The organism is Pseudomonas sp. W3I7 (assembly GCF_030816095.1).
Classification (GTDB): Bacteria; Pseudomonadota; Gammaproteobacteria; order Pseudomonadales; family Pseudomonadaceae; genus Aquipseudomonas; species Aquipseudomonas salomonii.
The window spans coordinates 1,225,922-1,248,170 of sequence record NZ_JAUSXP010000001.1; the positions used below are offsets into that span (position 1 = coordinate 1,225,922).

At 57.1% G+C, this 22,249-nt stretch carries 23 protein-coding genes and 1 tRNA gene; 10 read left to right on the forward strand and 14 right to left on the reverse strand.

The window, feature by feature from the left end:
* The first annotated feature begins 322 nt into the window (after window positions 1-322).
* Genes QF043_RS05835 through QF043_RS05845 form a run of 3 tightly spaced genes read left to right on the forward strand, consistent with a single transcriptional unit; the run spans window position 323 to window position 3,486 of the window.
* Complete coding sequence (locus QF043_RS05835; protein ID WP_307417795.1) at window positions 323-1,732, forward strand: circularly permuted type 2 ATP-grasp protein; 1,410 nt, start codon at window positions 323-325, stop codon at window positions 1,730-1,732.
* Between the two features lie 3 nt (window positions 1,733-1,735).
* Window positions 1,736-2,686 (forward strand): alpha-E domain-containing protein, encoded by a 951-nt coding sequence (locus QF043_RS05840; protein WP_056861611.1) that lies wholly within the window; start codon window positions 1,736-1,738, stop codon window positions 2,684-2,686.
* A complete protein-coding gene (locus QF043_RS05845) occupies window positions 2,683-3,486 on the forward strand; it encodes a transglutaminase family protein (RefSeq protein ID WP_307417796.1) in 804 nt (267 codons plus the stop codon). The genes QF043_RS05840 and QF043_RS05845 overlap by 4 nt, the downstream gene beginning before the upstream one ends.
* A 121-nt stretch (window positions 3,487-3,607) precedes the next feature.
* Here the strand turns inward: QF043_RS05845 and QF043_RS05850 are convergent, their stop codons facing one another.
* The gene (locus tag QF043_RS05850; RefSeq protein WP_307417797.1) at window positions 3,608-4,414 is read right to left on the reverse strand and encodes a cytochrome c; all 807 of its coding nucleotides are present in this window, start codon (window positions 4,412-4,414) and stop codon (window positions 3,608-3,610) included.
* Window positions 4,415-5,062: 648 nt separating this feature from the next.
* Between QF043_RS05850 and QF043_RS05855 the strand changes: the two genes are divergently transcribed.
* The 3 genes from QF043_RS05855 to QF043_RS05865 all read left to right on the forward strand — a co-directional run bounded on the left by QF043_RS05855 (window position 5,063) and on the right by QF043_RS05865 (window position 9,316).
* A complete protein-coding gene (locus tag QF043_RS05855) occupies window positions 5,063-6,268 on the forward strand; it encodes an acetyl-CoA C-acetyltransferase (protein ID WP_307417798.1) in 1,206 nt (401 codons plus the stop codon).
* A 16-nt stretch (window positions 6,269-6,284) separates the two neighbouring features.
* On the forward strand, window positions 6,285-8,432 hold the full coding sequence (locus tag QF043_RS05860; protein WP_307417800.1) for a 3-hydroxyacyl-CoA dehydrogenase NAD-binding domain-containing protein: 2,148 nt from the start codon (window positions 6,285-6,287) through the stop codon (window positions 8,430-8,432).
* A gap of 158 nt (window positions 8,433-8,590) precedes the next feature.
* On the forward strand, window positions 8,591-9,316 hold the full coding sequence (locus QF043_RS05865; RefSeq protein WP_307417801.1) for an amidotransferase: 726 nt from the start codon (window positions 8,591-8,593) through the stop codon (window positions 9,314-9,316).
* On the opposite strand, the gene QF043_RS05870 is transcribed toward QF043_RS05865, so the two are convergent.
* The 3 genes from QF043_RS05870 to QF043_RS05880 form a co-directional block, all read right to left on the reverse strand.
* Window positions 9,313-10,284 carry a magnesium and cobalt transport protein CorA gene (locus QF043_RS05870; protein ID WP_307417803.1) on the reverse strand — a complete coding sequence of 324 codons (972 nt, stop codon included), beginning with the start codon at window positions 10,282-10,284 and terminating at the stop codon, window positions 9,313-9,315. The genes QF043_RS05865 and QF043_RS05870 overlap by 4 nt on opposite strands.
* 134 nt (window positions 10,285-10,418) lie before the next feature.
* Window positions 10,419-11,159 carry a 1-acyl-sn-glycerol-3-phosphate acyltransferase gene (locus QF043_RS05875; protein WP_307417804.1) on the reverse strand — a complete coding sequence of 247 codons (741 nt, stop codon included), beginning with the start codon at window positions 11,157-11,159 and terminating at the stop codon, window positions 10,419-10,421.
* Window positions 11,160-11,570: 411 nt separating this feature from the next.
* Entirely contained in the window at window positions 11,571-12,263 is a 693-nt protein-coding gene (locus QF043_RS05880) for a crotonase/enoyl-CoA hydratase family protein (protein ID WP_307417805.1), read from the reverse strand.
* A gap of 336 nt (window positions 12,264-12,599) precedes the next feature.
* Here QF043_RS05880 and QF043_RS05885 point away from each other — a divergent pair.
* Window positions 12,600-12,689: transfer RNA gene (locus tag QF043_RS05885), tRNA-Ser, on the forward strand.
* A gap of 542 nt (window positions 12,690-13,231) precedes the next feature.
* Complete coding sequence (locus tag QF043_RS05890) at window positions 13,232-15,067, forward strand: AAA family ATPase (RefSeq protein WP_307417806.1); 1,836 nt, start codon at window positions 13,232-13,234, stop codon at window positions 15,065-15,067.
* 67 nt (window positions 15,068-15,134) lie between these two features.
* On the opposite strand, the gene QF043_RS05895 is transcribed toward QF043_RS05890, so the two are convergent.
* The 9 genes from QF043_RS05895 to QF043_RS05935 all read right to left on the reverse strand — a co-directional run bounded on the left by QF043_RS05895 (window position 15,135) and on the right by QF043_RS05935 (window position 21,255).
* Window positions 15,135-16,298 carry an Arm DNA-binding domain-containing protein gene (locus QF043_RS05895; RefSeq protein WP_307417807.1) on the reverse strand — a complete coding sequence of 388 codons (1,164 nt, stop codon included), beginning with the start codon at window positions 16,296-16,298 and terminating at the stop codon, window positions 15,135-15,137.
* Between the two features lie 106 nt (window positions 16,299-16,404).
* A complete protein-coding gene (locus QF043_RS05900; RefSeq protein ID WP_307417809.1) occupies window positions 16,405-16,575 on the reverse strand; it encodes a hypothetical protein in 171 nt (56 codons plus the stop codon).
* On the reverse strand, window positions 16,568-16,816 hold the full coding sequence (locus QF043_RS05905) for a hypothetical protein (protein ID WP_307417810.1): 249 nt from the start codon (window positions 16,814-16,816) through the stop codon (window positions 16,568-16,570). The genes QF043_RS05900 and QF043_RS05905 overlap by 8 nt, the downstream gene beginning before the upstream one ends.
* Before the next feature lie 65 nt (window positions 16,817-16,881).
* The gene (locus tag QF043_RS05910; RefSeq protein WP_307417811.1) at window positions 16,882-17,175 is read right to left on the reverse strand and encodes a hypothetical protein; all 294 of its coding nucleotides are present in this window, start codon (window positions 17,173-17,175) and stop codon (window positions 16,882-16,884) included.
* A 15-nt stretch (window positions 17,176-17,190) separates the two neighbouring features.
* Window positions 17,191-19,989 (reverse strand): toprim domain-containing protein, encoded by a 2,799-nt coding sequence (locus QF043_RS05915; protein ID WP_307417813.1) that lies wholly within the window; start codon window positions 19,987-19,989, stop codon window positions 17,191-17,193.
* Window positions 19,990-19,992: 3 nt separating this feature from the next.
* Entirely contained in the window at window positions 19,993-20,226 is a 234-nt protein-coding gene (locus QF043_RS05920) for a hypothetical protein (RefSeq protein ID WP_307417814.1), read from the reverse strand.
* A 74-nt stretch (window positions 20,227-20,300) separates the two neighbouring features.
* Window positions 20,301-20,537: a hypothetical protein gene (locus QF043_RS05925; RefSeq protein WP_138814282.1), complete on the reverse strand. Its 237-nt coding sequence runs from the start codon at window positions 20,535-20,537 to the stop codon at window positions 20,301-20,303.
* The gene (locus tag QF043_RS05930; protein WP_306110107.1) at window positions 20,534-21,013 is read right to left on the reverse strand and encodes a YmfL family putative regulatory protein; all 480 of its coding nucleotides are present in this window, start codon (window positions 21,011-21,013) and stop codon (window positions 20,534-20,536) included. The genes QF043_RS05925 and QF043_RS05930 overlap by 4 nt, the downstream gene beginning before the upstream one ends.
* A gap of 29 nt (window positions 21,014-21,042) precedes the next feature.
* Entirely contained in the window at window positions 21,043-21,255 is a 213-nt protein-coding gene (locus QF043_RS05935) for a DNA-binding protein (RefSeq protein WP_307417815.1), read from the reverse strand.
* 141 nt (window positions 21,256-21,396) lie between these two features.
* On the opposite strand from QF043_RS05935, the gene QF043_RS05940 reads away from it, so the two are divergent.
* The gene (locus tag QF043_RS05940; RefSeq protein ID WP_307421314.1) at window positions 21,397-21,681 is read left to right on the forward strand and encodes a helix-turn-helix domain-containing protein; all 285 of its coding nucleotides are present in this window, start codon (window positions 21,397-21,399) and stop codon (window positions 21,679-21,681) included.
* A gap of 84 nt (window positions 21,682-21,765) precedes the next feature.
* Window positions 21,766-21,951 carry a hypothetical protein gene (locus tag QF043_RS05945; RefSeq protein ID WP_242196029.1) on the forward strand — a complete coding sequence of 62 codons (186 nt, stop codon included), beginning with the start codon at window positions 21,766-21,768 and terminating at the stop codon, window positions 21,949-21,951.
* Window positions 21,952-21,989: 38 nt separating this feature from the next.
* On the opposite strand, the gene QF043_RS05950 is transcribed toward QF043_RS05945, so the two are convergent.
* A complete protein-coding gene (locus QF043_RS05950; RefSeq protein ID WP_073638021.1) occupies window positions 21,990-22,247 on the reverse strand; it encodes an ogr/Delta-like zinc finger family protein in 258 nt (85 codons plus the stop codon).
* Window positions 22,248-22,249: the final 2 nt, after the last annotated feature.

The window sequence follows — 22,249 nt, forward strand, 5'->3', positions numbered from 1 at the left end:
CTTTTCTTGCAGCAAAAAAAAGCCACCCAAACAGGGTGGCCCAAAGGGAAGAGCGGTTCGCTGAAGCAGCAGGACGCGTCCTGTTCAGCCGATGGAGGTGATTATCCGCAAGGCGGGGCGGGCAGTGAAATCAACTCTGACTATGCTGTTGATAGTCAAAACCCGCATTGTGATGAAGCGCGGGGCGCGACGGCGGGCATTCTGTGCACCAGGAAGGTGCGAGCGGAATCCGTTGTTTATTCAACTCACTGATTTTTAAGTGTTTATGCCGATGGCGCGGGCCTTGCAACACTGCTTGCGTCCAAGTGACAAGGAGTACGGCATGACCCGCACTTATTACGATGAAATGTACGACGGGGCAGGGCAGGTCCGGCCCCATTACCGCGAGTTCGCCCGCTGGTTGGCCGACACGCCGGCAGAATTGCTGGCGCAACGTCGGCGTGAAGCCGATTTGCTGTTCCACCGCGCCGGCATCACCTTCACCCTTTACGGGGACGAGCAGGGCACCGAGCGCCTGATTCCGTTTGACACCATCCCGCGCAGCATTCCCTCCAGCGAATGGCGGATGGTCGAGCGTGGCTGCATTCAACGGGTCAAGGCGCTGAACCTGTTCCTGGCCGACCTGTACCACGAGCAGCGCATCATCAAGGCCGGCATCATCCCCGCCGAACAAGTGCTGGCCAATGACCAATACCAACTGGCCATGCAGGGCTTGAACCTGCACCGCGATCTGTATTCGCACATCTCCGGTGTCGACCTCGTACGTGACGGCGACGGCACGTACTACGTGCTGGAAGACAATTTGCGCACGCCGAGCGGTGTGAGCTACATGCTCGAAGACCGCAAGATGATGATGCGCCTGTTCCCCGAACTGTTTGCGGCCCAGCGCATTGCGCCCATCGATCACTACCCCAACCTGCTGCTCGACACTCTGAAAAGCTCAAGCCCACTGGATAACCCCAGCGTGGTGGTGCTGACGCCGGGGCGTTTTAACAGTGCGTTTTTCGAGCATGCCTTTTTGGCGCGTGAGATGGGCGTGGAACTGGTGGAGGGCGCCGACCTGTTCGTGCGTGATGACCGTGTGTTCATGCGCACCACCGACGGCCCCAAGGCGGTGGACGTGATCTACCGTCGCCTCGACGACGCGTTCCTCGACCCGCTGGCCTTCAACCCCGACTCGATGCTCGGCGTGCCCGGCCTGCTGGCCGCTTACCGCTCGGGCAATGTGGTGCTGGCCAATGCGATCGGCACCGGGGTAGCGGATGACAAATCGGTGTACCCGTTCGTCACCGAGATGATCCGTTTTTACCTGGATGAAGAGCCCATTCTGCAGAACGTGCCGACCTTTCAATGCCGCAAGCCCGATGAATTGTCCCACGTGCTGGCCAACCTGCCGGACCTGGTGGTCAAGGAAACCCAAGGCTCCGGCGGTTACGGCATGCTGGTAGGGCCGGCGGCCACGGCGGCGGAAATCGAAGCCTTCCGCGCACGCATCAAGGCCAAGCCCCACGCCTATATCGCCCAGCCGACCCTGTGTTTATCCACCTGCCCGACCTTTGTTGAAAACGGCATCGCGCCACGGCATATCGACCTGCGCCCATTCGTGTTGTCCGGCAAGGAAACCCGCGTGGTCCCCGGCGGCCTGACCCGTGTGGCGCTGCGCGAAGGCTCGCTGGTGGTCAACTCGTCCCAGGGCGGCGGCACCAAAGACACCTGGGTGGTCGAGGATTGAACCATGTTGAGTAGAACTGCCTCGGATTTGTACTGGATGTCGCGCTATCTGGAGCGCGCGGAAAACCTCGCGCGCATGCTCGATGTCAGCTATTCGCTGTCGCTGATGCCCCAGGACGGGCGCGGTGATGGCCTGCACGAACTGGCCATGCCGCTGCTGATCACCGGCACTCTGGACGATTACCACGCGCGTCACGGCGAGTTGCACGCCGAGCGCCTGCTGCACTTTTTTGCACTGGATGCGGCCAACCCGGCGAGCATCTACAGCTGCCTCGGTGCCGCGCGGGCCAGCGCCCATGCGGTACGTGGGCGAATTACCGCTGACATGTGGGAAAACATCAACGCCACCTGGCTGGATATTCGCGATATTGCCCGGCAAGGCCTGAGCCGTTACGGCATGAGCCGGTTTTGTGAATGGGTCAAGGAGCGCTCGCACCTGTTCCGCGGCGCCACCTACGGCACCATCATGCGTAACGACGCGTTTCGCTTTATTCGCCTGGGCACCTTCATCGAGCGTGCCGACAACACCTTGCGGCTGCTTGATGCGCGCTACGAAATGGCCGGCGACCAAGCCGCCGCCGTCACCGACGGCACGGCCCATGCCTACTATCAGTGGAGCGCCTTGCTGCGCGCCTTGTCGTCGTTCGAGGCCTACACCGAGATCTATCGCGACGCGCCCGGCGCCCGGCAAGTGGCTGAATTACTCTTGCTACGCGCCGACGTCCCGCGCTCGTTAAGGGCGTGCAGCGAAGAGATCGACCAGATCCTCGCCAGCCTGCCGGGCATCAACGGCCGACCAGCCCAGCGCTTGGCCGCTGAGATGGACGCGCGCCTGCGTTTTACTGCGATTGACGAAATCCTCGAGGAAGGCCTGCACGCCTGGCTGACCGACTTCATCCCCTTGGTGCGCCAGTTGGGCGACGCCATCTACAGTTCCTACCTGGAGGCCGCATGAGACTCTCCATCAGCCACGAAACCACCTACCACTACGAAGACCAGGTGCGCGCCAGCATTCAGTACCTGCGCCTTACGCCCCACGACAGCGAGCGCCAGCAGGTGATCAGTTGGCAGCTGGACTTGCCGCGCCCGGTGCGCGCGCAAGTCGACCCGTTCGGCAATATTCTGCACGTGTTGACCCTGGATGAGCCCCACGATGCGATCATCATTGGCGCCCGTGGCCAGGTGGACATCGACGAGTTGCGCGAGGCGGAACACGAGAGCCAGTCAGCGTTTCCGTTCCTGCGCAGCACGCGCCTGACAGAACCCGATGAGGCATTGCTTGGGTTTGCGCAACAGCACTGCCGGCAACGTCGCGACCGCAGCGCGTTGATCGACCTGATGCACGCGCTCAACCAATCCATGGTCTACACGCCGGGCGCCACCGAAGTCGACACCTGCGCCGCCCAAGCCTTTGCCGGTCGGGCGGGCGTGTGCCAGGACCACACCCACGCGTTCCTGGCCTGCGCACGCAGCCTGGGGATTCCGGCGCGTTATGTGTCGGGGTATTTGTACACCGAAGACAGTACGCACCTGGCCAGCCACGCCTGGGCCGAAGCCTGGCTGGATGACGCCTGGTACAGCTTTGACGTGACCAACCAACTGGCCCGACCGGAGCGGCATTTGAAACTGGCGGTGGGGTTGGATTACCTCGACGCCTGCCCGGTGCGCGGCATGCGCAGAGGCGGCGGGCATGAGCAGATGCATGCCAAGGTGTTCGTGGCGCCGACGCCGGTGGTTTTGGTGCAGCAACAATAGGCACAGCACTTTCAGTGTGGGAGCTGGCTTGCCTGCGATAGCGGTCTGCCAGCCAGCACAGGTGTAGCTGACCCACCGCTATCGCAGGCAAGCCAGCTCCCACATTGGATGTGTGATGGGCTCAGGGTTGCTGTTTACGCCCCGCCATATGCTTCAAGTACCCCACCAGCATATCCAACTCGCCGTCCGGCAACACACTGGCGGTAAACGCCGGCATCTTCGCCTGTGGCCAATGCCGCAAGCTCTGCGGGTCGCGAATGTAGCGCTTGAGAAAATCCCCGCTGAAATACTCGGTGGGGTTGTAGGGGATATTCAGGTCCGGCCCCACCTGCGCATCACCGGCGCCATTGAGACGGTGACATGCCAGGCAATTCTTCTGGAACAGCGCAAAGCCCTGGTTGACCGGGTCATTCGCGGCCAACTTCGGGTCAGGCAACAAGGCCGGAAAACGCTCCGCCACCGTCTTCAATTGCTTGATCGCCGACACCTGGAACGGCCACTGTTCAGGGCTGATATGCCCGGCTTGCGGGTGGGTCCATACCAAGTAGAACGGCCCGGCACTCGGTTTGCCGTCTGCCAGCGCAGGCCATGGCTGGGCCGGATCTTCGACTGCCAGCCAGGCGCGGGCGCCGTGTTTCTCCAGCAACGGCGCAGCGGTGAGTTCGGCGGCAAACCCATCCAGGGCCACGGCTTGCAGATGGTTCGCAGGCTTCAGACCCGGTAGCAGAGAGGCCAGCGGCACGGCGCGATAGGTCATAGTGCGCTTGTAGGAAACGTCATCGACGATCTGCACCGTCTGCGCATCCGGGTGCTTGAGCAGGTCGGCGGTCTGCCAGGTCTTGCGGGTGTGGTCGAGTTCGATGGTCAATTGCGCGGCGGTTGCCGGCAGGGCCAACAGCAAGGCGAGGAAGGCTAGGATCGGTTTCAAGGGAGAGCCCGGTTCGAAGTGGCGGTTGCGCCCACAATACCGGAAATCGGCGCGCAAAAAGACAGCCCCTGCAACAGGACCGCTATGCGCAATGTCCCGGCAGGTGCTGCCAAAAACTGCAGTCCTGAGGCTGTGTGTGCACGGAACCCGGAGGCTGAATCGTCACCCGATAACCTTGGTTAAATTGGGCAAGATCAGAATCAGTGTGGTGGCGAACAGAATAAGTCCCGCCTGACGTACTTTCGAATGTTTAAACATGGCTGACTGCCTTTTGTTGTTATTCCTGAGCGTCAAATGCGTGCCGATGTATTTCAGTATCGCGATGTGACGTTGCACTTTTCTTACAACTGCTCCAGCAAAACCCGGCAGCAGCTTCCTACTGATTCAACCTTAGAGCCCTCGTTCTTCGCGGCTTAGATCCATTTCATATCAGCTAATCATTATTTGCGCTAAAAACGGCATGAGGCTTATTGCCATCTTGGCGCCAACCCTAGGGCTAGACAGCTAAAACGATTAATCAGCGGTTTTCCATAGCTACCTACCGTTCGTCCGAGCGAGGGGGTCAAAAGCAATGAGCGCATCCGTCATTGAAACCGTGTCAATCGGGCCTGAAGGTAGGCACACACGCACTGGCTGCTCGAGGATGTCATGACCCAAGCTTTGATCTTTGATGCGATACGTACGCCCCGTGGCAAAGGCAAGGCCGATGGTGCCCTGCACAGCGTCAAACCGGTAAACCTGGTGGCGGGCCTGCTGACGGCGCTGGCGCAACGCAGCGACCTCGACACGCGCCAGGTGGATGACATCGTCCTCGGCTGCGTCACCCCGGTGGGTGACCAGGGCGCCGACATTGCCAAGACCGCCGCGCTGGTGGCCGACTGGGACATCTGCGTCGCTGGCGTGCAGATCAATCGCTTCTGCGCCTCGGGCCTCGAAGCGGTGAACCTTGGCGCAATGAAAGTGCGCTCGGGCTTTGAAGACCTGGTGGTGGTCGGCGGTGTCGAGTCCATGTCCCGCGTGCCCATGGGCAGCGACGGCGGCGCCTGGGTACTCGACCCGCAGACCAATCTGCACAGCCACTTCACGCCTCAGGGCATCGGCGCGGACCTGATCGCCACACTGGAAGGCTTCACCCGCCAGGACGTCGACACCTTCGCCCTACAGTCCCAGCAGAAAGCGGCCAGGGCTCGTGAAGACGGTTCCTTCAACAAGTCGCTGATCGCGGTGCAGGACCAGAACGGCATTGTGCTGCTGGACCACGACGAATTTATCCGGAGCGACTCCACCCTCGAAGGCCTCGGCAAGCTCAAGCCAAGCTTCGAAATGATGGGCCAGATGGGCTTCGACGCCACCGCGTTGCGGGTCTACAGCCATGTGGAGCGTATCCACCATGTACACACGCCGGGCAACAGCTCCGGCATTGTTGACGGCGCCGCGTTGATGCTGATCGGCTCCGAGGCCAAGGGCCGCGAGCTGGGGCTGCAACCACGTGCGCGCATCGTCGCCACGGCAGTCACCAGCACCGACCCGACCATCATGCTCACCGGCCCCGCACCGGCGACGCGCAAGGCCTTGGCCAAAGCCGGTTTGCGCGTTGAAGACATCGACCTGTTCGAAGTCAACGAAGCGTTTGCATCCGTGGTTCTCAAGTTCATCAAAGACATGGGCATCGACGCCGCCCGAGTCAACGTCAACGGCGGCTCCATTGCCATGGGCCACCCGTTGGGCGCCACCGGTTGCGCGATCCTCGGCACCCTGCTCGACGAGCTGGAAGCACGCCAGCAGCGCTATGGCCTGGTCACCCTGTGTGTCGGCGGTGGCATGGGCATCGCCACCATCATCGAACGCCTCTGAGCCCAAGGAATTTGTCATGACCGAAGCCATTCGTTACGAAAAAGGCCAGGACCAGATTGTGGTGCTGACCCTCGACATGCCCGGCCAGAGCGCCAACACCATGAACGGCGTGTATCGCGAGGCCATGGCGGCCATCGTCACACGCCTTGAGGCGGAAAAGCCCGACATCGCCGGCGTCGTTATCACCTCAGCGAAGAAGACTTTCTTTGCCGGTGGCGACCTCAATGAACTGATCAAAGTCGACAGAGCCCACGCCAGGGATTTCCACGACAGCGTGCTGGTGTTGAAGGCGCAACTGCGGCGCCTGGAAACTCTTGGCAAACCGGTGGTGGCTGCGATCAATGGCGCCGCGCTGGGCGGCGGCTGGGAGATTTGCCTGGCGTGTCATTACCGCGTGGCGCTGGATGACCAATCCACCCAGCTTGGCCTGCCGGAAGTCACCCTGGGCCTGTTACCGGGCGGCGGCGGGGTCGTGCGCATGGTGCGCATGCTCGGGCTGGAGAAGGCTTTGCCGTATTTGCTGGAAGGTAAAAAAGTGCGGCCGCAGCAGGCGTTGCAGGCGGGTTTGATCAATGAGCTGGCGGCAGATCGCGATGAACTGCTGGCCAAATCTCGTGCCTGGATTTTGGCCAACCCCGAGGCCAAACAACCCTGGGACAACAAGGGGTACCAGATCCCCGGCGGCACGCCGTCAAACCCGAAAGTTGCACAAATGCTGGCCATCGCCCCGTCGATTTTGCGCAGTAAAACCAATGGCTGCTTTCCCGCGCCGGAGAAAATTCTCTGTGCGGCTGTGGAAGGTGCCCAAGTGGATTTCGACACCGCGCACCTGATCGAAACCCGCTACTTCACCGAGTTGGTCACCGGGCAAGTGGCGAAAAACATGATTGGCACCTTCTGGTTCCAGCTCAATGAAATCAACGCCGGCAGCTCACGGCCCAAAGGTTTTGCACCTTATGTCACGCGCAAGGTGGGCGTGCTGGGCGCCGGGATGATGGGCGCAGGCATTGCTTATGTGAGTGCCTGTGCGGGCGTCGAGGTGGTGCTTAAGGACATCAACCTGGCGGCGGCCGAGAAGGGCAAGGCGCATTCGGTGGCGCTGCTGGACAAGAAAGTCAGCCGTGGGCAATTGACCGCCGAACAGCGGGAAAGCACCTTGGCGCGGATTCATCCTACGGCCTCCGATACCGACCTGGCCGGTTGCGACCTGATTATCGAAGCCGTATATGAAGACCGGGATCTCAAAGCCAAGGTCACGGCGGCGGCGCAAAGCGTGGTCGGCAGCGAGGCTGTGATCGCCTCCAACACCTCCACTTTGCCCATCACTGGCCTGGCGAAAGCGGTGCCCGATCAAGGCCAATTCATTGGCCTGCATTTCTTCAGCCCCGTCGACAAGATGCCGCTGGTAGAAATCATCAAGGGCGCCCACACCCGCGACGAAACCCTGGCCCGAGGTTTTGATTTCGTCCTGCAAATCAAGAAAACCCCGATCGTGGTCAACGACAGCCGCGGCTTCTTTACCTCGCGGGTGTTCGGCACCTTCACCAACGAAGGCATCGCCATGCTCGGCGAAGGCGTGGCCGCGCCGATGATCGAAACCGAGGCGCGCAAGGCCGGTATGCCGGTGGGGCCGTTGGCGGTGTCGGATGAAGTATCCCTCAGCTTGATGAGCCATATCCGACAGCAGACGGCGAAGGATCTGCAAGCCGAAGGCAAAGCGCTGCCGACTCATCCGGCCACGGCCGTGATCGATCTGTTGGTGAATGAATACAAGCGCACGGGCAAGGCGGCAGGCGGCGGTTTTTACGACTACCCCGCGGGCGGGCACAAGCATCTGTGGCCCGAGCTGAAAACCCGCTTTGAACAAGCCGGCAAACAGATCTCAGCGCAGGATGTGCGCGACCGTTTACTGTTTATCCAGGCGATTGAAACCGTGCGGTGCGTGGAGGAGGGCGTGTTGCTGTCCACGGCGGATGCCAACGTCGGGTCGATCTTCGGCATAGGTTTTGCCGCGTGGAGTGGCGGTGCGTTGCAGTTCATCAACCAGTATGGCCTGAACGACTTTATTGCCCGGGCGCGCTACCTGGCCGAGCAATACGGGGAGCGGTTCTCGCCGCCAGCGTTGTTGCTTGATAAGGCTGCACGGGACGAAGCCTTCCGGTGATCAAAATGTGGGAGCGGGCTTGCTCGCGAAGACGGTGGGTCAGATAAGGCTGATGTCGACTGGCACACCGCCCTCCCACAGGAGACTTGCTTTGCAGGCACATTTCAAGGCAGGCTCTGGGCTGTGCATTATTCCCATCACCGTGTCAGGTATTTTTTATGTCGCTACGCGTCTGTATCCTGGAAACCGATATCCTGCGTCCGGGCTTGATCGATCAATACCAAGGGTACGGGCAGATGTTCAAGCGCCTGTTCTCCAAGCAACCGATTGCCGCCGAATTTGTCATCTACAACGTGGTGCAGGGCGAATACCCGCCTGCTGACGAGGTGTTTGACGCCTACCTGATCACCGGCAGCAAGGCCGACTCCTTCGGCACCGACCCGTGGATCCAGACCCTCAAAACCTACGTGCTCGAGCGCTACGAGCGTGGCGACAAGCTGCTGGGCGTGTGCTTCGGTCACCAGCTACTCGCGCTGCTGCTGGGTGGCAAGACCGAGCGCGCCAGCCAAGGCTGGGGCATGGGCATCCACGACTACAAGCTCAACGCGAAAGCGCCGTGGATGAGCCCGGTGGTGGAAGAACTGACCTTGCTGATCAGCCATCAGGACCAGGTCACCACGTTGCCGGCCAACGCCACCGTGATCGCCTCCAGCGATTTTTGCCCGTATGCCGCGTACCACATCGAAGACCAGGTGCTGTGCTTCCAGGGCCATCCGGAATTTATCCACGACTATTCCCGCGAGCTGCTGGAGATTCTTCAGACAACTCTGGGCGAAAAGGTCTACACCCACGGCGTGGCCAGCCTGGCGCGTGACCACCATGGCGCCACCGTGGCGGAATGGATGATGCGCTTTGTTGCCCACAAGCCAGAGGCTGGGGTTTAAAGCCAGCCCGAGCGTTTAAAGCTGGCCCACAAACTGGTGCAGCCCACCGCGATAAACCCGAGCACCGCAAAATAGCCGTAGTGCCATTGCAGCTCGGGCATGTTCTGGAAGTTCATCCCGTAAATCCCCGCCACCGCCGTGGGGAACGCCAGAATCGCCGCCCACGCGGCGAACTTGCGCTGCACCACGCTTTGCCGTGAAGCCTCCAGCAACACACCGATTTCGATGGTCTGGCTGGCGATGTCGCGCAGGGTGGTGAGGTCTTCCATCTGCCGCGTCACGTGGATCTGCACATCGCGAAAATACGGGCGCATATTCTTGTCGATAAACGGGAAACTCAGCTTCTGCAGCTCCTGGCTGATCTCCACCATCGGTGCTACATACCGCTTGAGCCGCAGCACATCGCGGCGCAGGCCGTGCAGGTTCTGGATATCGCGCTCGCTCAGGGAACTGCACAGCACGTTGCGCTCCAGCTCATCAATTTCGGCGTGGATCGCTTCGCTCACCGGCTGGTAGTTTTCGGTGACGAAATCCAGCAGCGCATAGAGTACGAAATCTTCCCCGTGCTCCAGTAACAATGGCCGCGCCTCACAGCGCTGGCGCACAAAACCGTAGGACGCCGAGTGGCCGTTGCGGGCGGTGATGATGTAGCCGTTGCCGGCAAAAATATGGGTTTCGATAAACTCCAGCTTGCCGTTCTCGCGCACCGGTGAATAGGTGACGATAAACAGCGCATCGCCGAAGGTTTCAAGCTTGGGGCGGCTGTGTTTTTCCAGGGCGTCTTCGATGGCCAGTTCATGCAGGTTGAACTGACGCTGCAGGTTGGCCAGCTCCAGAGCGCTGGGTTCTTCCAGGCCGATCCATACAAAATGGTCGGGTTTGGCGGCCCAGGCGGCGCCTTCATCAAGGGTGATATCCGTGACTTTCTTACCGGCGCTGTAAACGGCTGCCGCAACAACTCTACCCATGGTGCTGATCACTTCTTATTAGGAGGACAGGTGTTGGGCAGCTTAGCCTGAATGGCGTTCCCTTGTTGCGGTGCAGAGGTCGGCTTTTTGTGGCGAGCAAGCTTGCTTGCGCTGGGGGCGAAGCCCCCCATCAATCACAAAGGCGCAGGTGCCCAAGCGGTTTGCAGTGCACGGTCCATCTCGGCAATGCATGCCTCCATCTGCGCCTGACACGTCTGCATCAACGCCGGGATGTCATCCGAAGTCAGCCCACAGGTAGGAATCGGCGGCAACGAGCGTATGAGCACATCACCGCTGTTCCAGCGATTGAGCTGCATATGCTTGACGTAAGTGCTGGCACACACCTGAACGATCGGCACACCGGCCGCAATCGCCATATGGAACGCGCCTTTCTTGAACGGCAGCAAGCCGTTACCCAGGTTGCGCGTGCCCTCGGCGAACACCCAAATCGAGGTGTCCTCATGCTGCAAGGTCTGTGTGGTGGTGAGCATCGCCCGGCGCGCCTTGTGCGCATTGCCGCGGTCAATCAACACATTGCCCGCCAGCCAGAACAATTGGCCGAACAGTGGCACCCACTTCAGACTCTTTTTGGCGATACACACGGTGCGATGGGGCACCACATTGCCGAATATAAACAGGTCATAGTTGGACTGATGGTTGGCGATGACCACACAGGTGCCGGGCTTGTTACGCAGCGAGTCGACATCGGCCTTCAGGCGCAAGCCCAGAATACGCATGGCAGGCAACGCATAGAGGCGAGCACACAGGCGGCTGTTGTCCGGGTTGAACGGCCGGCACGCACCCAAAAGCACGCCCAATAACCCGGCGACCATAAAGTGCAGGCCCATCAACAACATACGTAACAGAAAAAGCATCGACACAGCCCATCGGGACAAAAGGTGGCGCAGTGTACGGATGTGCACTGTATTCGGCAATTGCCCCTACAGACCTAGGAGATAGGCGATGTTTAAGCACATGTTTCAACGTATGCCGACATAGCCCAACTAGAGCGGCTAAAGACGTTTCGGACTTATTCGTAAGAAAAAGCCCGACTCAAGGTCGGGCTTTAGCTCATCAGCTGTAGGTATCTACACAATTATTGACGGCGGCCACCTATTCTGTGGCGAGCGGGCTTGCCCCGCGTTGGGCTGCGAAGCAGCCCCAAAACCAGGCACCGAGTTCTTTCAGGAGAAAGGGCCGCTGCGCAGCCCAACGCGGGGCAAGCCCGCTCGCCACAACAGCCCGCTCAGAACAGATGTTGCCTATAGCTACTCAGCTACAGGGCATCAGCCCAGGTTGTGGCCCTGATCCTGAATAATTGCATCATCCAAGGCTTCCAGCAGTGCCTTACGCACCTTCAGCTTTGTGTGTTTGTGGGCATTCATGTTGATCTTCTTCAACTGCCGCGCCGCTTCCAGGGCCGCTGCGTGCAACTCTTCTGGCGCCACCACCTTATCCAGGAAGCCCGCACCCAAAGCGCCCTGCGGGTCAAACATCTCGGCATTGATTACCGAACGATGAAACGCAGATTTACGCAGACGATCCCGCGCCAACTCGATACCGGCGTGGTGCATGGTCATGCCGATCGCCACTTCGTTCAGGCCAATGCTGAACGGGCCTTCCACACCAATTCGGTAATCGGCCGACAACAGCAGGAACGCACCCTTGGCCACCGCATGCCCAGGGCACGCCACAATCACCGGGAACGGGTGCGACAACAGGCGCCGCGCCAAGGTCGAGCCCGACGTCACCAAACCGATGGCTTCTTTAGGCCCGGCCGTCATCACCTTCAAATCATAACCACCCGACAGAATCCCCGGCGTGCCGGTGATGATCACCACCGCCCGATCCTTCTCGGCCTGATCCAGCGCAGTGTTGAACTCAGCAACCACTGCCGGAGAAATGGCGTTTACCTTGCCGTTGCTCAAGGTCAGGGTCGCGATACCGTCTTCGAAGTGGTAGGTAATCAACTCACTCATGACGCGGTTCCTTGTAGGAATTGTTATAGATAGGCTGTTAATAGAAGCGCATGCGCAAACGTTACCCACCACGCCCGCCCCGGTAAAGCGCCGTGACTGACTACACAGTCAGACTTTTCCCGCATTCCCAAGGGTAGACGGCCCGCAGCAGGGCGCAGCCGCCGCGCCAGACGCCCGCCACCGATGCCCAAGAATGGCAGATTCACCGCCCCTCACCGGGCGAGTCACGGCATAACCGTCTAAGCACATGAAAATTCTGAAAAAAACCTTTGCCATCAGAAAGGCTTTCGACTACATTAGCGCGCCTCGACAGACTGAACTGGTTTGACGAGATACGGTGAAGTGTCCGAGTGGCTTAAGGAGCACGCCTGGAAAGTGTGTATACAAGAAATTGTATCGAGAGTTCGAATCTCTCCTTCACCGCCACATTTTGAAACCGCAAACCCCTGATTTTCCTAGAGAAAGTCGGGGGTTTTCGGTTTTCTGTGTCTGAAAAAAAGCAATATGGGACAGATCTGGGACAGATACTAAATTTCTATCGCTGATGCGCATTGGCTAAAAGGTGCATCGTCTTCACTGATCTATGGGGGCGCTACAGATCAGTTCTACCTTTGCTGGGCTACGCGGAGCTCGAAATCAGGGCTTAAATCGCGTAGCTATGATCGCTTAAGTTCTATAGCCCGAGCGCGACCGTGAAGGTCGCACGAGATCAGATCTCGCGTTATGACCTAGGCCACATAAAGCTTATGGAAATGCCCGTGTTCAGATGCCCCATTATTCCGCTATTCAATCGATTAAACCCACACTATGATCGCCGGGTGGCACGATGACATCAATTTACGTCAAACGCCTCCTTATTAGAGTTTATGTATGAGGTTTTGTGTGGGGTTCAATAGTTTCTGGATCAATAACTTAAGATCTTAATGCGGTTATATAGATTTTTAAATGGTGAATGGAGTTTTGCCTTAATGTATATGGAAAAGATGTGGTCGAAAAAACTCGGTGGTTATTCTAATGTTACGTCGGGTGAGAAATGGATTAATTTGAGAAAATTAAATTTAATCGTGGGTCCCAATAATAGTGGTAAAAGTAGGCTATTAAGGGCGCTATTCTCGTCTCAGACGAAACATATGAGCATTGGAGCGGGTATAATTACTCGGTCTGCGGTCAGTGGAATTGATGAGATAATATCTGTAATTAAAAATTGCCCTACCAATATAGTGGACTTTAACTGTCGAGAGTTTTTGGAGGTTTATAACGGAAAGTGCAAGGGTGTTGAAGATGTATGCGCGGCAGTTTCAGGTTTGGTGAAACTTTTGCAGCAGGCTTCAAACTCTAATCTTAGAGTTAGTGGTGGGCAAGGTTTGCGAGAGTTTAATTATATAAGGGGGTGTCTTCAGGATGAAGATGTATCAAGTATAATTGGTGGGTTGGCTGATTTGAATAATCAGTTTTTGAATATCAAGAAGCATTACATTCCGATATTGAGAGGTATGAGGCCGCTTGACGATGGTAAGGATTTATTTCTTGAACGGACGCGACGGGATTATTTTTCTGGCATCGATGGGCTTAATGTAATTACGGGTTTTGATTTATACAGTCTGCTGGCGAAATTTTTGCTTGGTCAGCCTGATGAACGAAACAGAGTGCGTGAGTACGAAAAGATACTAGGTGACGAGTTTTTTGGTGGGGCTGATATTACTCTTATTCCTCAGTATGGTAAGGATACAGTTGCTGTTAAAATCGGTGATGATGCGCAGTTTTCTATTTTTGATATAGGAGATGGCCTCCAGCAAGTAATTATTATTACGTCTGCTGCTTATTTGGAACAAGAAAATTCAATTTTCTTTGTGGAAGAGCCCGAATCCTGTTTGCACCCAGGCCTGCTTAGAAAGCTAGCCCTTTTTTTATTGAATCACACAAATCATCAGTATGTTGCAACTACGCACTCAAATCACCTGCTCGACTTAGCTGAAAGCTGTGAAGATGTTTTGATTCATCGGGTAGCAAAGAGAGGTGGCGAGGATGGTAGTGATTTTTATATACAGGAGTGTACGAAGGATCGAGATATCTTAGCCGATCTTGGTGTGCGGGCCTCTTCGGTTTATCTTGCTAATTCCACTATCTGGGTGGAAGGGATTACTGATAGAAAATACCTGAAAGTAATTATGAAGAAGTACTTGGATTCAAAATGTATAGGTGATAAAAAAACTCGATTTGAAGGTTTTTTGGAGAACTATCATTACGTTTTTGTTGAGTATCAGGGTGGAACATTGGGGCATTGGGGCTTTGATGATGATGATGATACTACCGACCGTTTGAAAGCATCAAGATTATGCTCAGATGCATTCCTGATAGCTGATGGGGATATTTTGAGTAAGTCTGAGAGGGCTCAGAAGTTAACTTTGGAGTTGCAAGATCGTTTTCATCTGCTTCCGGGTAAGGAAATTGAAAATCTCTTGCCTGCCAACGTATTGCTTGAAAGTGCGAAAAAAATATTTGGAAGGAAAATATTAAAAACTAAGGAGGGGTTAGACGTTGAGGCTCTTTCAGGAATATTAAAAGTGAATTTGGTTGTGTCGAAACAAGGAATTGGGTTTCATTTAGACCAAGCGCTTGGGCTCAAAGGTAAGGGGAAGATGGTGCGCCGCGTTTTTGCTGATGAAAGCGGAACAATTAATGATAAGGTCAAATTCTGCCATCAGGCCATTCAGGTTATGAGCGAAGTGGGCTGGGATCTGTCTGCGGAGCTGATTGAATTATGTGAAAAAATTTACTCTCACATTGATGTGAAAAATCAATAAGTATGCGTTTGTTGATTTTTTTGGTATGGGGCATTTTTAGGTGGCGCCACCGGAGCGGCCCCACACTCTATAATTTTAGTGCCAGTTGCAGTATTCCAACAACGTCGGGCCCATCCTCATTGATCCATGTTCCATAGTGTTGACGGATCATATTACCGTTGGTATGCCCCATCTGTTCGGCTATCCAGTCTATCGACGCAACACCGGTGGTCAGTAGTTGACTGGCGTACGTGTGGCGGCATTGGCCAGGCCCACGATAGCGAATCCCGGCGGCGAGTAAATGAGCCTTGAAGAACCTGTCGCGAACAACAAAATCGTTTGCATGCGGCAGGCCGCTTTTCGTATTCAGAAAGACAAAATGCAGTTTGTGTTTTCGCACCGTCTTGTTGTCCCGCTCAACGATATCAACCGTTTCCGCCTTCCGATTTCTATTCAGCGCATCGATCTTCTGCAGCGCGTCCCAGGCAGGGGGTAGTAGGCGAACCTTGCGCGTCGATCGTCGGGTTTTCGTCACCCGGTAGGCCCCGCGCACCTTCGACCTGCGGAAGGTCACGGTGCCTTGCTCTAGGTCGACATCCTCCCAAGCCAGGGCGATGGTCTCGGATACCCGGGGGCCGGCCCATATCATGAACTGAACCATTAACAGCTCTTGCGTGCGGCTGGTGTGGGTTTCCAGGATCTGTTTGATTTCAGCCCGAGTGAAAGGGTCCGGTGCCTCGGGATCTGGCAGCCGCACCATCAAACCCTCGGTCGGGTCGTGCGCGACTTTCATCCTGGTGCGATACAACCTAAACACTTGGCGTACGTTGCTGATGATGTCGCGGATGGTTTTGTTTTTGAGCGTTTTAGACAGGGTTCCCTGAATCCACTCCTGCAGGTCCAGGTGATCGATGTTCTCGATCTGAACCTTTCCCCAGCGCGGCCGCACGTGAACTTCTGCCTTATTGGCGTAACCCCGATAGCTCGACGCCGCCACACTATTGGCTTTGATCTTTAACCATAGGTCCAGGTAGTGCCCGAAAGTGTTTTCGACCAGTTTGGCCGAGTTGGGGAAGTGCCGGGCATAGTCGAACGTGCCGGCCTGGATTTCGTATTCGATGATTTCGACCAGGCGCTTTCCCTGGGCCACGATGGCAGGCGTATTACCTCCCGGGATTGCTTCCCGGCATTTCTCCCCGTTGTATTGAAAATAGATTCTCACGGATTTCCCGCGAGCTTCGACCCCACTCATGTAAACCCCTAATGCTGTGCTTGTGTATCGACAGTCTGACGATCGGAAAAAAAAAGGCCCGTTTCCGGGCCAAGTATCTGGAAGCGCATCTTCTGGTGGACGCGGCCTATGACTTGGGCTTGTAGGTGCGTAGATGGGCATTCAGCCGTTGGCGTTGCCGGCTGCATTGCTCGTGGTTGCCCTGGGCGCGCCACCGACCGCACAGGTCGCAAACGCTGGTGTAGTCGATGTTCCAGGGAAAGCGTCGTGCGCGTGTTGCATGGGCTTGCTTAGGCATGGCGCGCCGTCCCTCGGGATGCGGAGTTAGCGAGCAGATGCGCGACGACAGCCGCATCCGTTTCGCTCAGTTCGCCCAGAGTGCTGGCCATCTGACTGAGGCTTTCGAGGCGGGTGCGTGATTCAGGGGTTTTGTGCACCAGGTAGCCAATGACGGCCGCCCCGATAATCGCGGTGGCCACCAGGTGCCGGGCTGGTGTGGTAGCCTTCGCGGCGCTGCTGCTTAGGTTCTGTGCTTGCATGGTATAGCCCTCTGTTGCGGTCGGGTGTCGAGGAGCTGCAACTCCTCGGCACTGTTTTTTAAAGATCAGTCCTTGCGGGCCAGGTGGATCACCAGGCCATCAAACTTCGGCTCATGTTCACTGCATGATTGCCATTCCAGCACCCTCAAAATCTGTTGCCGGCTGCAGTCGTCCACCAGTATTTCGCGTTGGCCACCGGCTGCGCGCACCTCCAAAATCTCCAGCAAACCATCCTCTCCATATGCCCCGGCCTGGATGATCGGCGCGCTTTCTCCCGTGAAGTCCAAACGGTCCTGAACTGACTGGAGCTTGCTGGCTTTGCCGTCGCTGGCACTGCCCAGAAACACTTGGATTTGCATCGGTCTTACTCTCCTTTACGCCTTGAATGTCCAGCACTTAACTGTCGTCGGCCGGGGTTGTGAACACGGGTTGCGGTTGTTGAAGGCAGCACGCACAGCGCTATGTACCGCCTTGTTGCTGTCTAGAAACTTGCGGGAACGGGACTCTTTGAGCAGATCGCGCAACGTGGCCACGTCGGCCAACTTCTGTTTGTGTTCGGTGGCGCGCTCGCAGAATTCGTTGAGGTTGATAGCGATCACGGTGGGGTCACTGCTGTGGTCGACCACCGGGTCTTCGCTCAAGGATTCGAGGTAGTCGTAGACCTCCCAAAACTCGGCCACGGCCGAATGGTCGGAACTGATCGAAGCCTGGCGTTCGATGGCCATCCGCACGATCTGGCGCTGGGTGGCAGCGACCTGGGGATCACTCAGTTTCAGCACCAGACGCAGGCAATCCAGCAACGAGAGCAACTGCGCGTGGTTCTTGCTGATGCGCTCGACACGGATGTACCCGCGCAAGTCATAACCGCAACTGCTGCAGTTGCCCTGATCGCTGGTATAGGCGGTGCCGCAGGCAAAACATTGGGTATGCAGGCGACGCAGCTTCGCTTCGTGTTCGGGCATACGCTTGGCGAACAGCTCAAGCACCGCGGACTCTTTGCCTACAGCCCGTAATAGGAAGTGGCTGAGGGTGCCGCCGTCCAAAGCGTTTAACTGATCAGCTGCAGCGCGGCTTTCCGGCGTGACGCTGGGGCGTACGAAGTGCAGTTTTACGATGCGCGTCATGATCGCTTCGTGGGCGACCACGGCCGCGTTCTGGCTGATTGCGATCGTTCCCCGGAATGGCGGTTCATACGTTTCGTTGCCCGCTGTCTTGACGCCCTTTGTAGCCAGTGTGCCGCCGCCGTAGAAGTCTTTCAGCTCGTCCCATTCGAAGGTTTTAGCGTGTGCCCGATCATCGCTGTGGCGGTCGGCTTCCAGGAAAACAACCGGCATGCCGGACACTTGGCCCATCAGACGAGAGCGTCCGGCCTTTGTCGATTTCATTGGGTCGAAGCCCTCATAGCCTTCACGGCCGAGGAGTTTCCAAAGGAGGTTCAGCAGGGTTGTTTTGCCGGCGCCGGCTTCACCCGTAGCTTCCAGGAACGGGAAGGACTGGTAGCGAGCGCGGATCTGTTCGCAGAACAGCGAGCCGAAGAAGAACACCAGGGCGACAAAGCCCTGGGCACCGAAACAGGTCCACAGCAACTGCACCCACTTTTCATCAAAGCCCTTTGCTTCGCGCTGCAGCTTGATGGGGACACCTTTCTGCAGCGTTTTTAGGCGCAGCTTGCCGAACTCGAAATAGTCTTCGCTGTTGACCTTGTAGGTGGTGCCGTCCTTGATCGCGATATCACCGTAGACGTAGCAGGCGTATTCCTTGCTGTAGCCCACGTAGTCGATGGTTGAGACGGTTTTGATACCGAACAGTTGGTCCTTCATGAGCTTGTCGAGCTGCTGGCCACTGCCGGTAAACATTGCGCCCGCCGCCATGCCGAGCAGCCGCTTTTTGAATTCGCTTGCGGCCGACAGCTGGCCGCTGGTGAAGGTGTTTTTCACGCTTTCGGAGTCGTGCGGGAAGTCCACGCGCAGGTAGTACCAGGATTCGTCCGTTACCTCGTTACGCTGGAAGTACAGGGCTTGTGGGTAGCAGTTGGCAATCTCCACAACACTGCCGGACTGCTGCAGCGCTTTTTCGCGTTGCTGCGCCTGGTTAAGCAACTGGTCGTCGTGATTCTCGCTGTCCTCGATGTCGGACATGGCCCGGTTGAATTTCTCCATGTCCAACTTGAACCAGTACAGGCGGCTACCGAAGCCCAGGTGAAATTCCCCGCGCTTGTTCCAGTCGTACATCAACAAGGCCTTTTCCGCTGCGCTCTCGGCCAGCAGCAGGGCGCCCTGGTGGCGGGCTTGCTTGAGGTCAGTAGCGATCTGTTCGGCGCGCTTGGTATCGTCCTGGATGAAGCCCCAACGCTGATGAAGGTCGTTCCAGTCTGACTTGCGGCCGTCACGTTGCGGGATCTGCGCAGACTCACAAACAAAGCCCAGAGCACGGGCTTCGCGTACCCAGCGCCGGGTGTATGCGTTGGCGCTGGGTTCGTTATCAAGCGCCCAAACCAGCTTGGGCAACATCCCTCCATCGCGGATCTTGACCAACGCTTTAAGCGAATCCCCTGGGAACGCATTAGAGGACATGGCCGAGACAGCCGCGATGTCGTTGTGCACCAAAGCGATGGCATCGAAGATCCCTTCGACAATCCAGATTTCCTTGGCTTCAAGAAGGTCGACGCAGGGCGGGCACCACCAGACGCCGCAATAGCTGCCCTTGGACTTGAAGCGCGCTTTCATCTTGCCGAAGCGGTGCGGCTGATCGATCAGACGTTCCCACCAACCGCCTTTTTCCAGGGCGAAGCGCACCGTTGCGCTGCCAGCGTTGTGTTCAGCGGAGTAGAACGTTTCCTGGGAGAACCAGCCGTGGATCAGCTCAAACCGAAAACCCCGGGCGTACTCAAGGTAAGCGCGTGCCGTGGCGTTGGGGTGCTGGTCCGTTGCCGGGGCACGTTTACTCCAGTCTTCGAACAGATCGTCATACAGCTCTTTTACGTGCAGGGTGTGACCACACTTTTCGGGGCGACCACAAATCACCATCCATGGCGTATCAAAGCGGGAATACAGTTCTTTCTTTTTGCACTTCGGGCAGGTGCCGCCGCGCATGTAGTCGGTACCCGTGCGGTGCTTGAGCCCGAAGTCGGCCTGAAGGCGTTGCAGCACGTCGTGACGTAGGTCTTCTTTCATGGGTTACTTCACTGCTTTGAGGCTGTGGGACAGGGCTGCCATGAGGCGTTTTTGCGCAGCCATGACCGGGATGTGGGCGAGAATCGCGCCGTGGCGCAGACCGGCCGTAACAAGGCGGAATTGGTCGGCGTACCAGTGTTCGTTAAGGCTCAAGCGATACTGTTCACGCAGGTTGGCCAGCAACGCTTCGGCCTCGGCTGGGGGCAGTTGTGTGGTGACAGTTACGGCGTTTGCCATCGTTAAACCTCAATTTCGGGCGCAGCTCACCCAAACCCACGGGACGTGGGGCCGGCGATTGGTTGGGTTGGGTGTTACGAGTTTGCGGAGCGTTGGCGCTTTGGCAGGTCCAGCAACTCGATGTGGGCAAGGTCGGTCAGTTTTGTTGCAACCGGTTCGGCCACGTCGAGGTTCTCCACCAGATGAATAACTGCCCGCTTAAGTAGTGCCGACGAGTCGCCCAGGTGTTCGGCTTGGTGGCGATTAAGGAATGCCAGTGCAGCGTTCTGCACGCACTGTTGGTAGTCCAAAGCATTGGTTTGAGTGCTCATTGGCCTTTCCCTGACTTAGCGCGGTAGAGATCGATGGCGGCATGGATTTCGGCAGTGCGCGCGGCTATGTGCAAGACGTGCGCATTGAGGATCAGCTCGGCCTCTTCTTCGGTGATTACGCCGTCCTCGATCGCCTGAGCGATAACCTGATCGACCGTGCCCTGTTTGGCCGACGTCTGTACGGCCCGCGCATACATCTCAACGTTGTCCAGGTTCTCCGGTTGGATGACCGGCACGAACATGCCGCCGTACATCGCTGCAACGTAGTTGGCCAGGTGCTGGGTTCCTGTGACCTGCTCCAGTTGAAAGATCTGCAGGTCCGTCAGCGGTCGGCAGTTGTTGTTCTCGTAAGCGTGGTTATCGAACTTCTTAAGTGGTAGGCCGATGCGAGCGGCGGCGCGTTCGCGGCCACCTTCGAAGGTGCAGATAATTGCACTGACGACTTCACGGCGTGTTTTCAGAACCTGACTTTTCATCTTCTGCTGTTCCCTCAGGGGCTTGGCCATTACTGTTCGATCACGCCGTCTTTGATTCCGAGTAATACGGCTGCGCGATGAGCCTCCCCGCGACGGCATTGGCTTTGCCCGCTCAGTACCGCATAGACGGTGCTGGGGTTGAGTTGATGTTGGGCTGCGAAGTCTTTGGCTGACTGGCCCCGTTTTTCTAATGCTTCCCGTGCTTGATAACGGGCTTGCTCGGTAACGCTGGTGTTCGGCATAGTGCAGATCCGTGCAATTTCATGTGGTGTGAGATGCACAATGATGCACTTAGGTGCACTTGTAAATAGTAAGGATGAAAAAAAGTGCATCTTTCTGAAGATATCGGTTCTCGGCTGCAAGAAGAACGGAAGCGAAGCGGCATGACACAGAACCAGGTCGCGGAAGCACTTGGGATTGCAAAGCGCACACAGGCGAACTACGAGGCGGGATCTAGCGATGCTACGGCGTCCTACCTGAGTAAGGTGGCGGTCCAGTTCGAATTCGATGTGCCCTACATCCTCACTGGACGGCGTAGCACCCTGGCCCTTGATTCGCTGAATGAGATTGAGGACAGAATTGTTCAGCAATACCGCAGTATCCCTGCGGATGATCAAAGAGCGATTCGGCGGTTTATTCAGGCCATGGCTGACGATGCTGCCAAATGAGTGAGCTAACCCCTCTGCTCGCGTCTTACTAGCGGCTTGCCCCCATATCATTGCTACAGCAATGGATTTTATGGAGTGGTAAGCATGTTGGATCGCACAAACGCGGATGTTGTTTACGTTGAAATTGCGGCATCTGCGCGGTATGAGCTTTCGCACATTGAGCGACGTCTGATTGGGTTGTATCGTCAGTTGAGCCCTCGCGACAAAGAGCAGTTGAGCAGACTGACCGAAGCGCTGATAAGCAACCCGGATCATTCCGACGAAGACTGAATCCAGCGCCGCCGGCACTCGATTGTCGGCGGCGCGCGTCATGCGACGGCCTGCGATCCGAGCTTTTCAAACAGCTCCCGCTGTTGGGCCCTGGGCATATCTCTCAGCCGATCCATCAACAGCCTGTCGAACGTCTGAGCGGAGGGGCTAAGCGTATGAGAAAACGTGAGATTCGCAACCCAGGTGTGCCCACACTTCGCATCGAGGCACTGGCAGTAAAGTTTCGCAAAGTCGGCTGAAAGTACCTCGCGTGATGCAATTCGCCCTTTGTGTCCGCATTTGCAAGTAACTCTCATAT

Excerpts from the sequence above, each read along its gene's own strand:
- QF043_RS05930 (WP_306110107.1), bottom strand. The coding sequence starts at position 21,013 with ATGAAAAGTCAGGTTCTGAAAACACGCCGTGAAGTCGTCAGTGCAATT.
- QF043_RS05905 (WP_307417810.1), bottom strand. The coding sequence starts at position 16,816 with ATGCAAGCACAGAACCTAAGCAGCAGCGCCGCGAAGGCTACCACACCA.
- QF043_RS05920 (WP_307417814.1), bottom strand. The coding sequence starts at position 20,226 with ATGGCAAACGCCGTAACTGTCACCACACAACTGCCCCCAGCCGAGGCC.
- QF043_RS05950 (WP_073638021.1), bottom strand. The coding sequence starts at position 22,247 with ATGAGAGTTACTTGCAAATGCGGACACAAAGGGCGAATTGCATCACGC.
- QF043_RS05935 (WP_307417815.1), bottom strand. The coding sequence starts at position 21,255 with ATGCCGAACACCAGCGTTACCGAGCAAGCCCGTTATCAAGCACGGGAA.
- QF043_RS05940 (WP_307421314.1), top strand. The coding sequence starts at position 21,397 with ATGACACAGAACCAGGTCGCGGAAGCACTTGGGATTGCAAAGCGCACA.
- QF043_RS05875 (WP_307417804.1), bottom strand. The coding sequence starts at position 11,159 with ATGCTTTTTCTGTTACGTATGTTGTTGATGGGCCTGCACTTTATGGTC.
- QF043_RS05890 (WP_307417806.1), top strand. The coding sequence starts at position 13,232 with ATGTATATGGAAAAGATGTGGTCGAAAAAACTCGGTGGTTATTCTAAT.
- QF043_RS05840 (WP_056861611.1), top strand. The coding sequence starts at position 1,736 with ATGTTGAGTAGAACTGCCTCGGATTTGTACTGGATGTCGCGCTATCTG.
- QF043_RS05845 (WP_307417796.1), top strand. The coding sequence starts at position 2,683 with ATGAGACTCTCCATCAGCCACGAAACCACCTACCACTACGAAGACCAG.
- QF043_RS05880 (WP_307417805.1), bottom strand. The coding sequence starts at position 12,263 with ATGAGTGAGTTGATTACCTACCACTTCGAAGACGGTATCGCGACCCTG.
- QF043_RS05860 (WP_307417800.1), top strand. The coding sequence starts at position 6,285 with ATGACCGAAGCCATTCGTTACGAAAAAGGCCAGGACCAGATTGTGGTG.
- QF043_RS05855 (WP_307417798.1), top strand. The coding sequence starts at position 5,063 with ATGACCCAAGCTTTGATCTTTGATGCGATACGTACGCCCCGTGGCAAA.
- QF043_RS05835 (WP_307417795.1), top strand. The coding sequence starts at position 323 with ATGACCCGCACTTATTACGATGAAATGTACGACGGGGCAGGGCAGGTC.
- QF043_RS05895 (WP_307417807.1), bottom strand. The coding sequence starts at position 16,298 with ATGAGTGGGGTCGAAGCTCGCGGGAAATCCGTGAGAATCTATTTTCAA.
- QF043_RS05945 (WP_242196029.1), top strand. The coding sequence starts at position 21,766 with ATGTTGGATCGCACAAACGCGGATGTTGTTTACGTTGAAATTGCGGCA.
- QF043_RS05865 (WP_307417801.1), top strand. The coding sequence starts at position 8,591 with ATGTCGCTACGCGTCTGTATCCTGGAAACCGATATCCTGCGTCCGGGC.
- QF043_RS05900 (WP_307417809.1), bottom strand. The coding sequence starts at position 16,575 with ATGCCTAAGCAAGCCCATGCAACACGCGCACGACGCTTTCCCTGGAAC.
- QF043_RS05910 (WP_307417811.1), bottom strand. The coding sequence starts at position 17,175 with ATGCAAATCCAAGTGTTTCTGGGCAGTGCCAGCGACGGCAAAGCCAGC.
- QF043_RS05870 (WP_307417803.1), bottom strand. The coding sequence starts at position 10,284 with ATGGGTAGAGTTGTTGCGGCAGCCGTTTACAGCGCCGGTAAGAAAGTC.
- QF043_RS05925 (WP_138814282.1), bottom strand. The coding sequence starts at position 20,537 with ATGAGCACTCAAACCAATGCTTTGGACTACCAACAGTGCGTGCAGAAC.
- QF043_RS05915 (WP_307417813.1), bottom strand. The coding sequence starts at position 19,989 with ATGAAAGAAGACCTACGTCACGACGTGCTGCAACGCCTTCAGGCCGAC.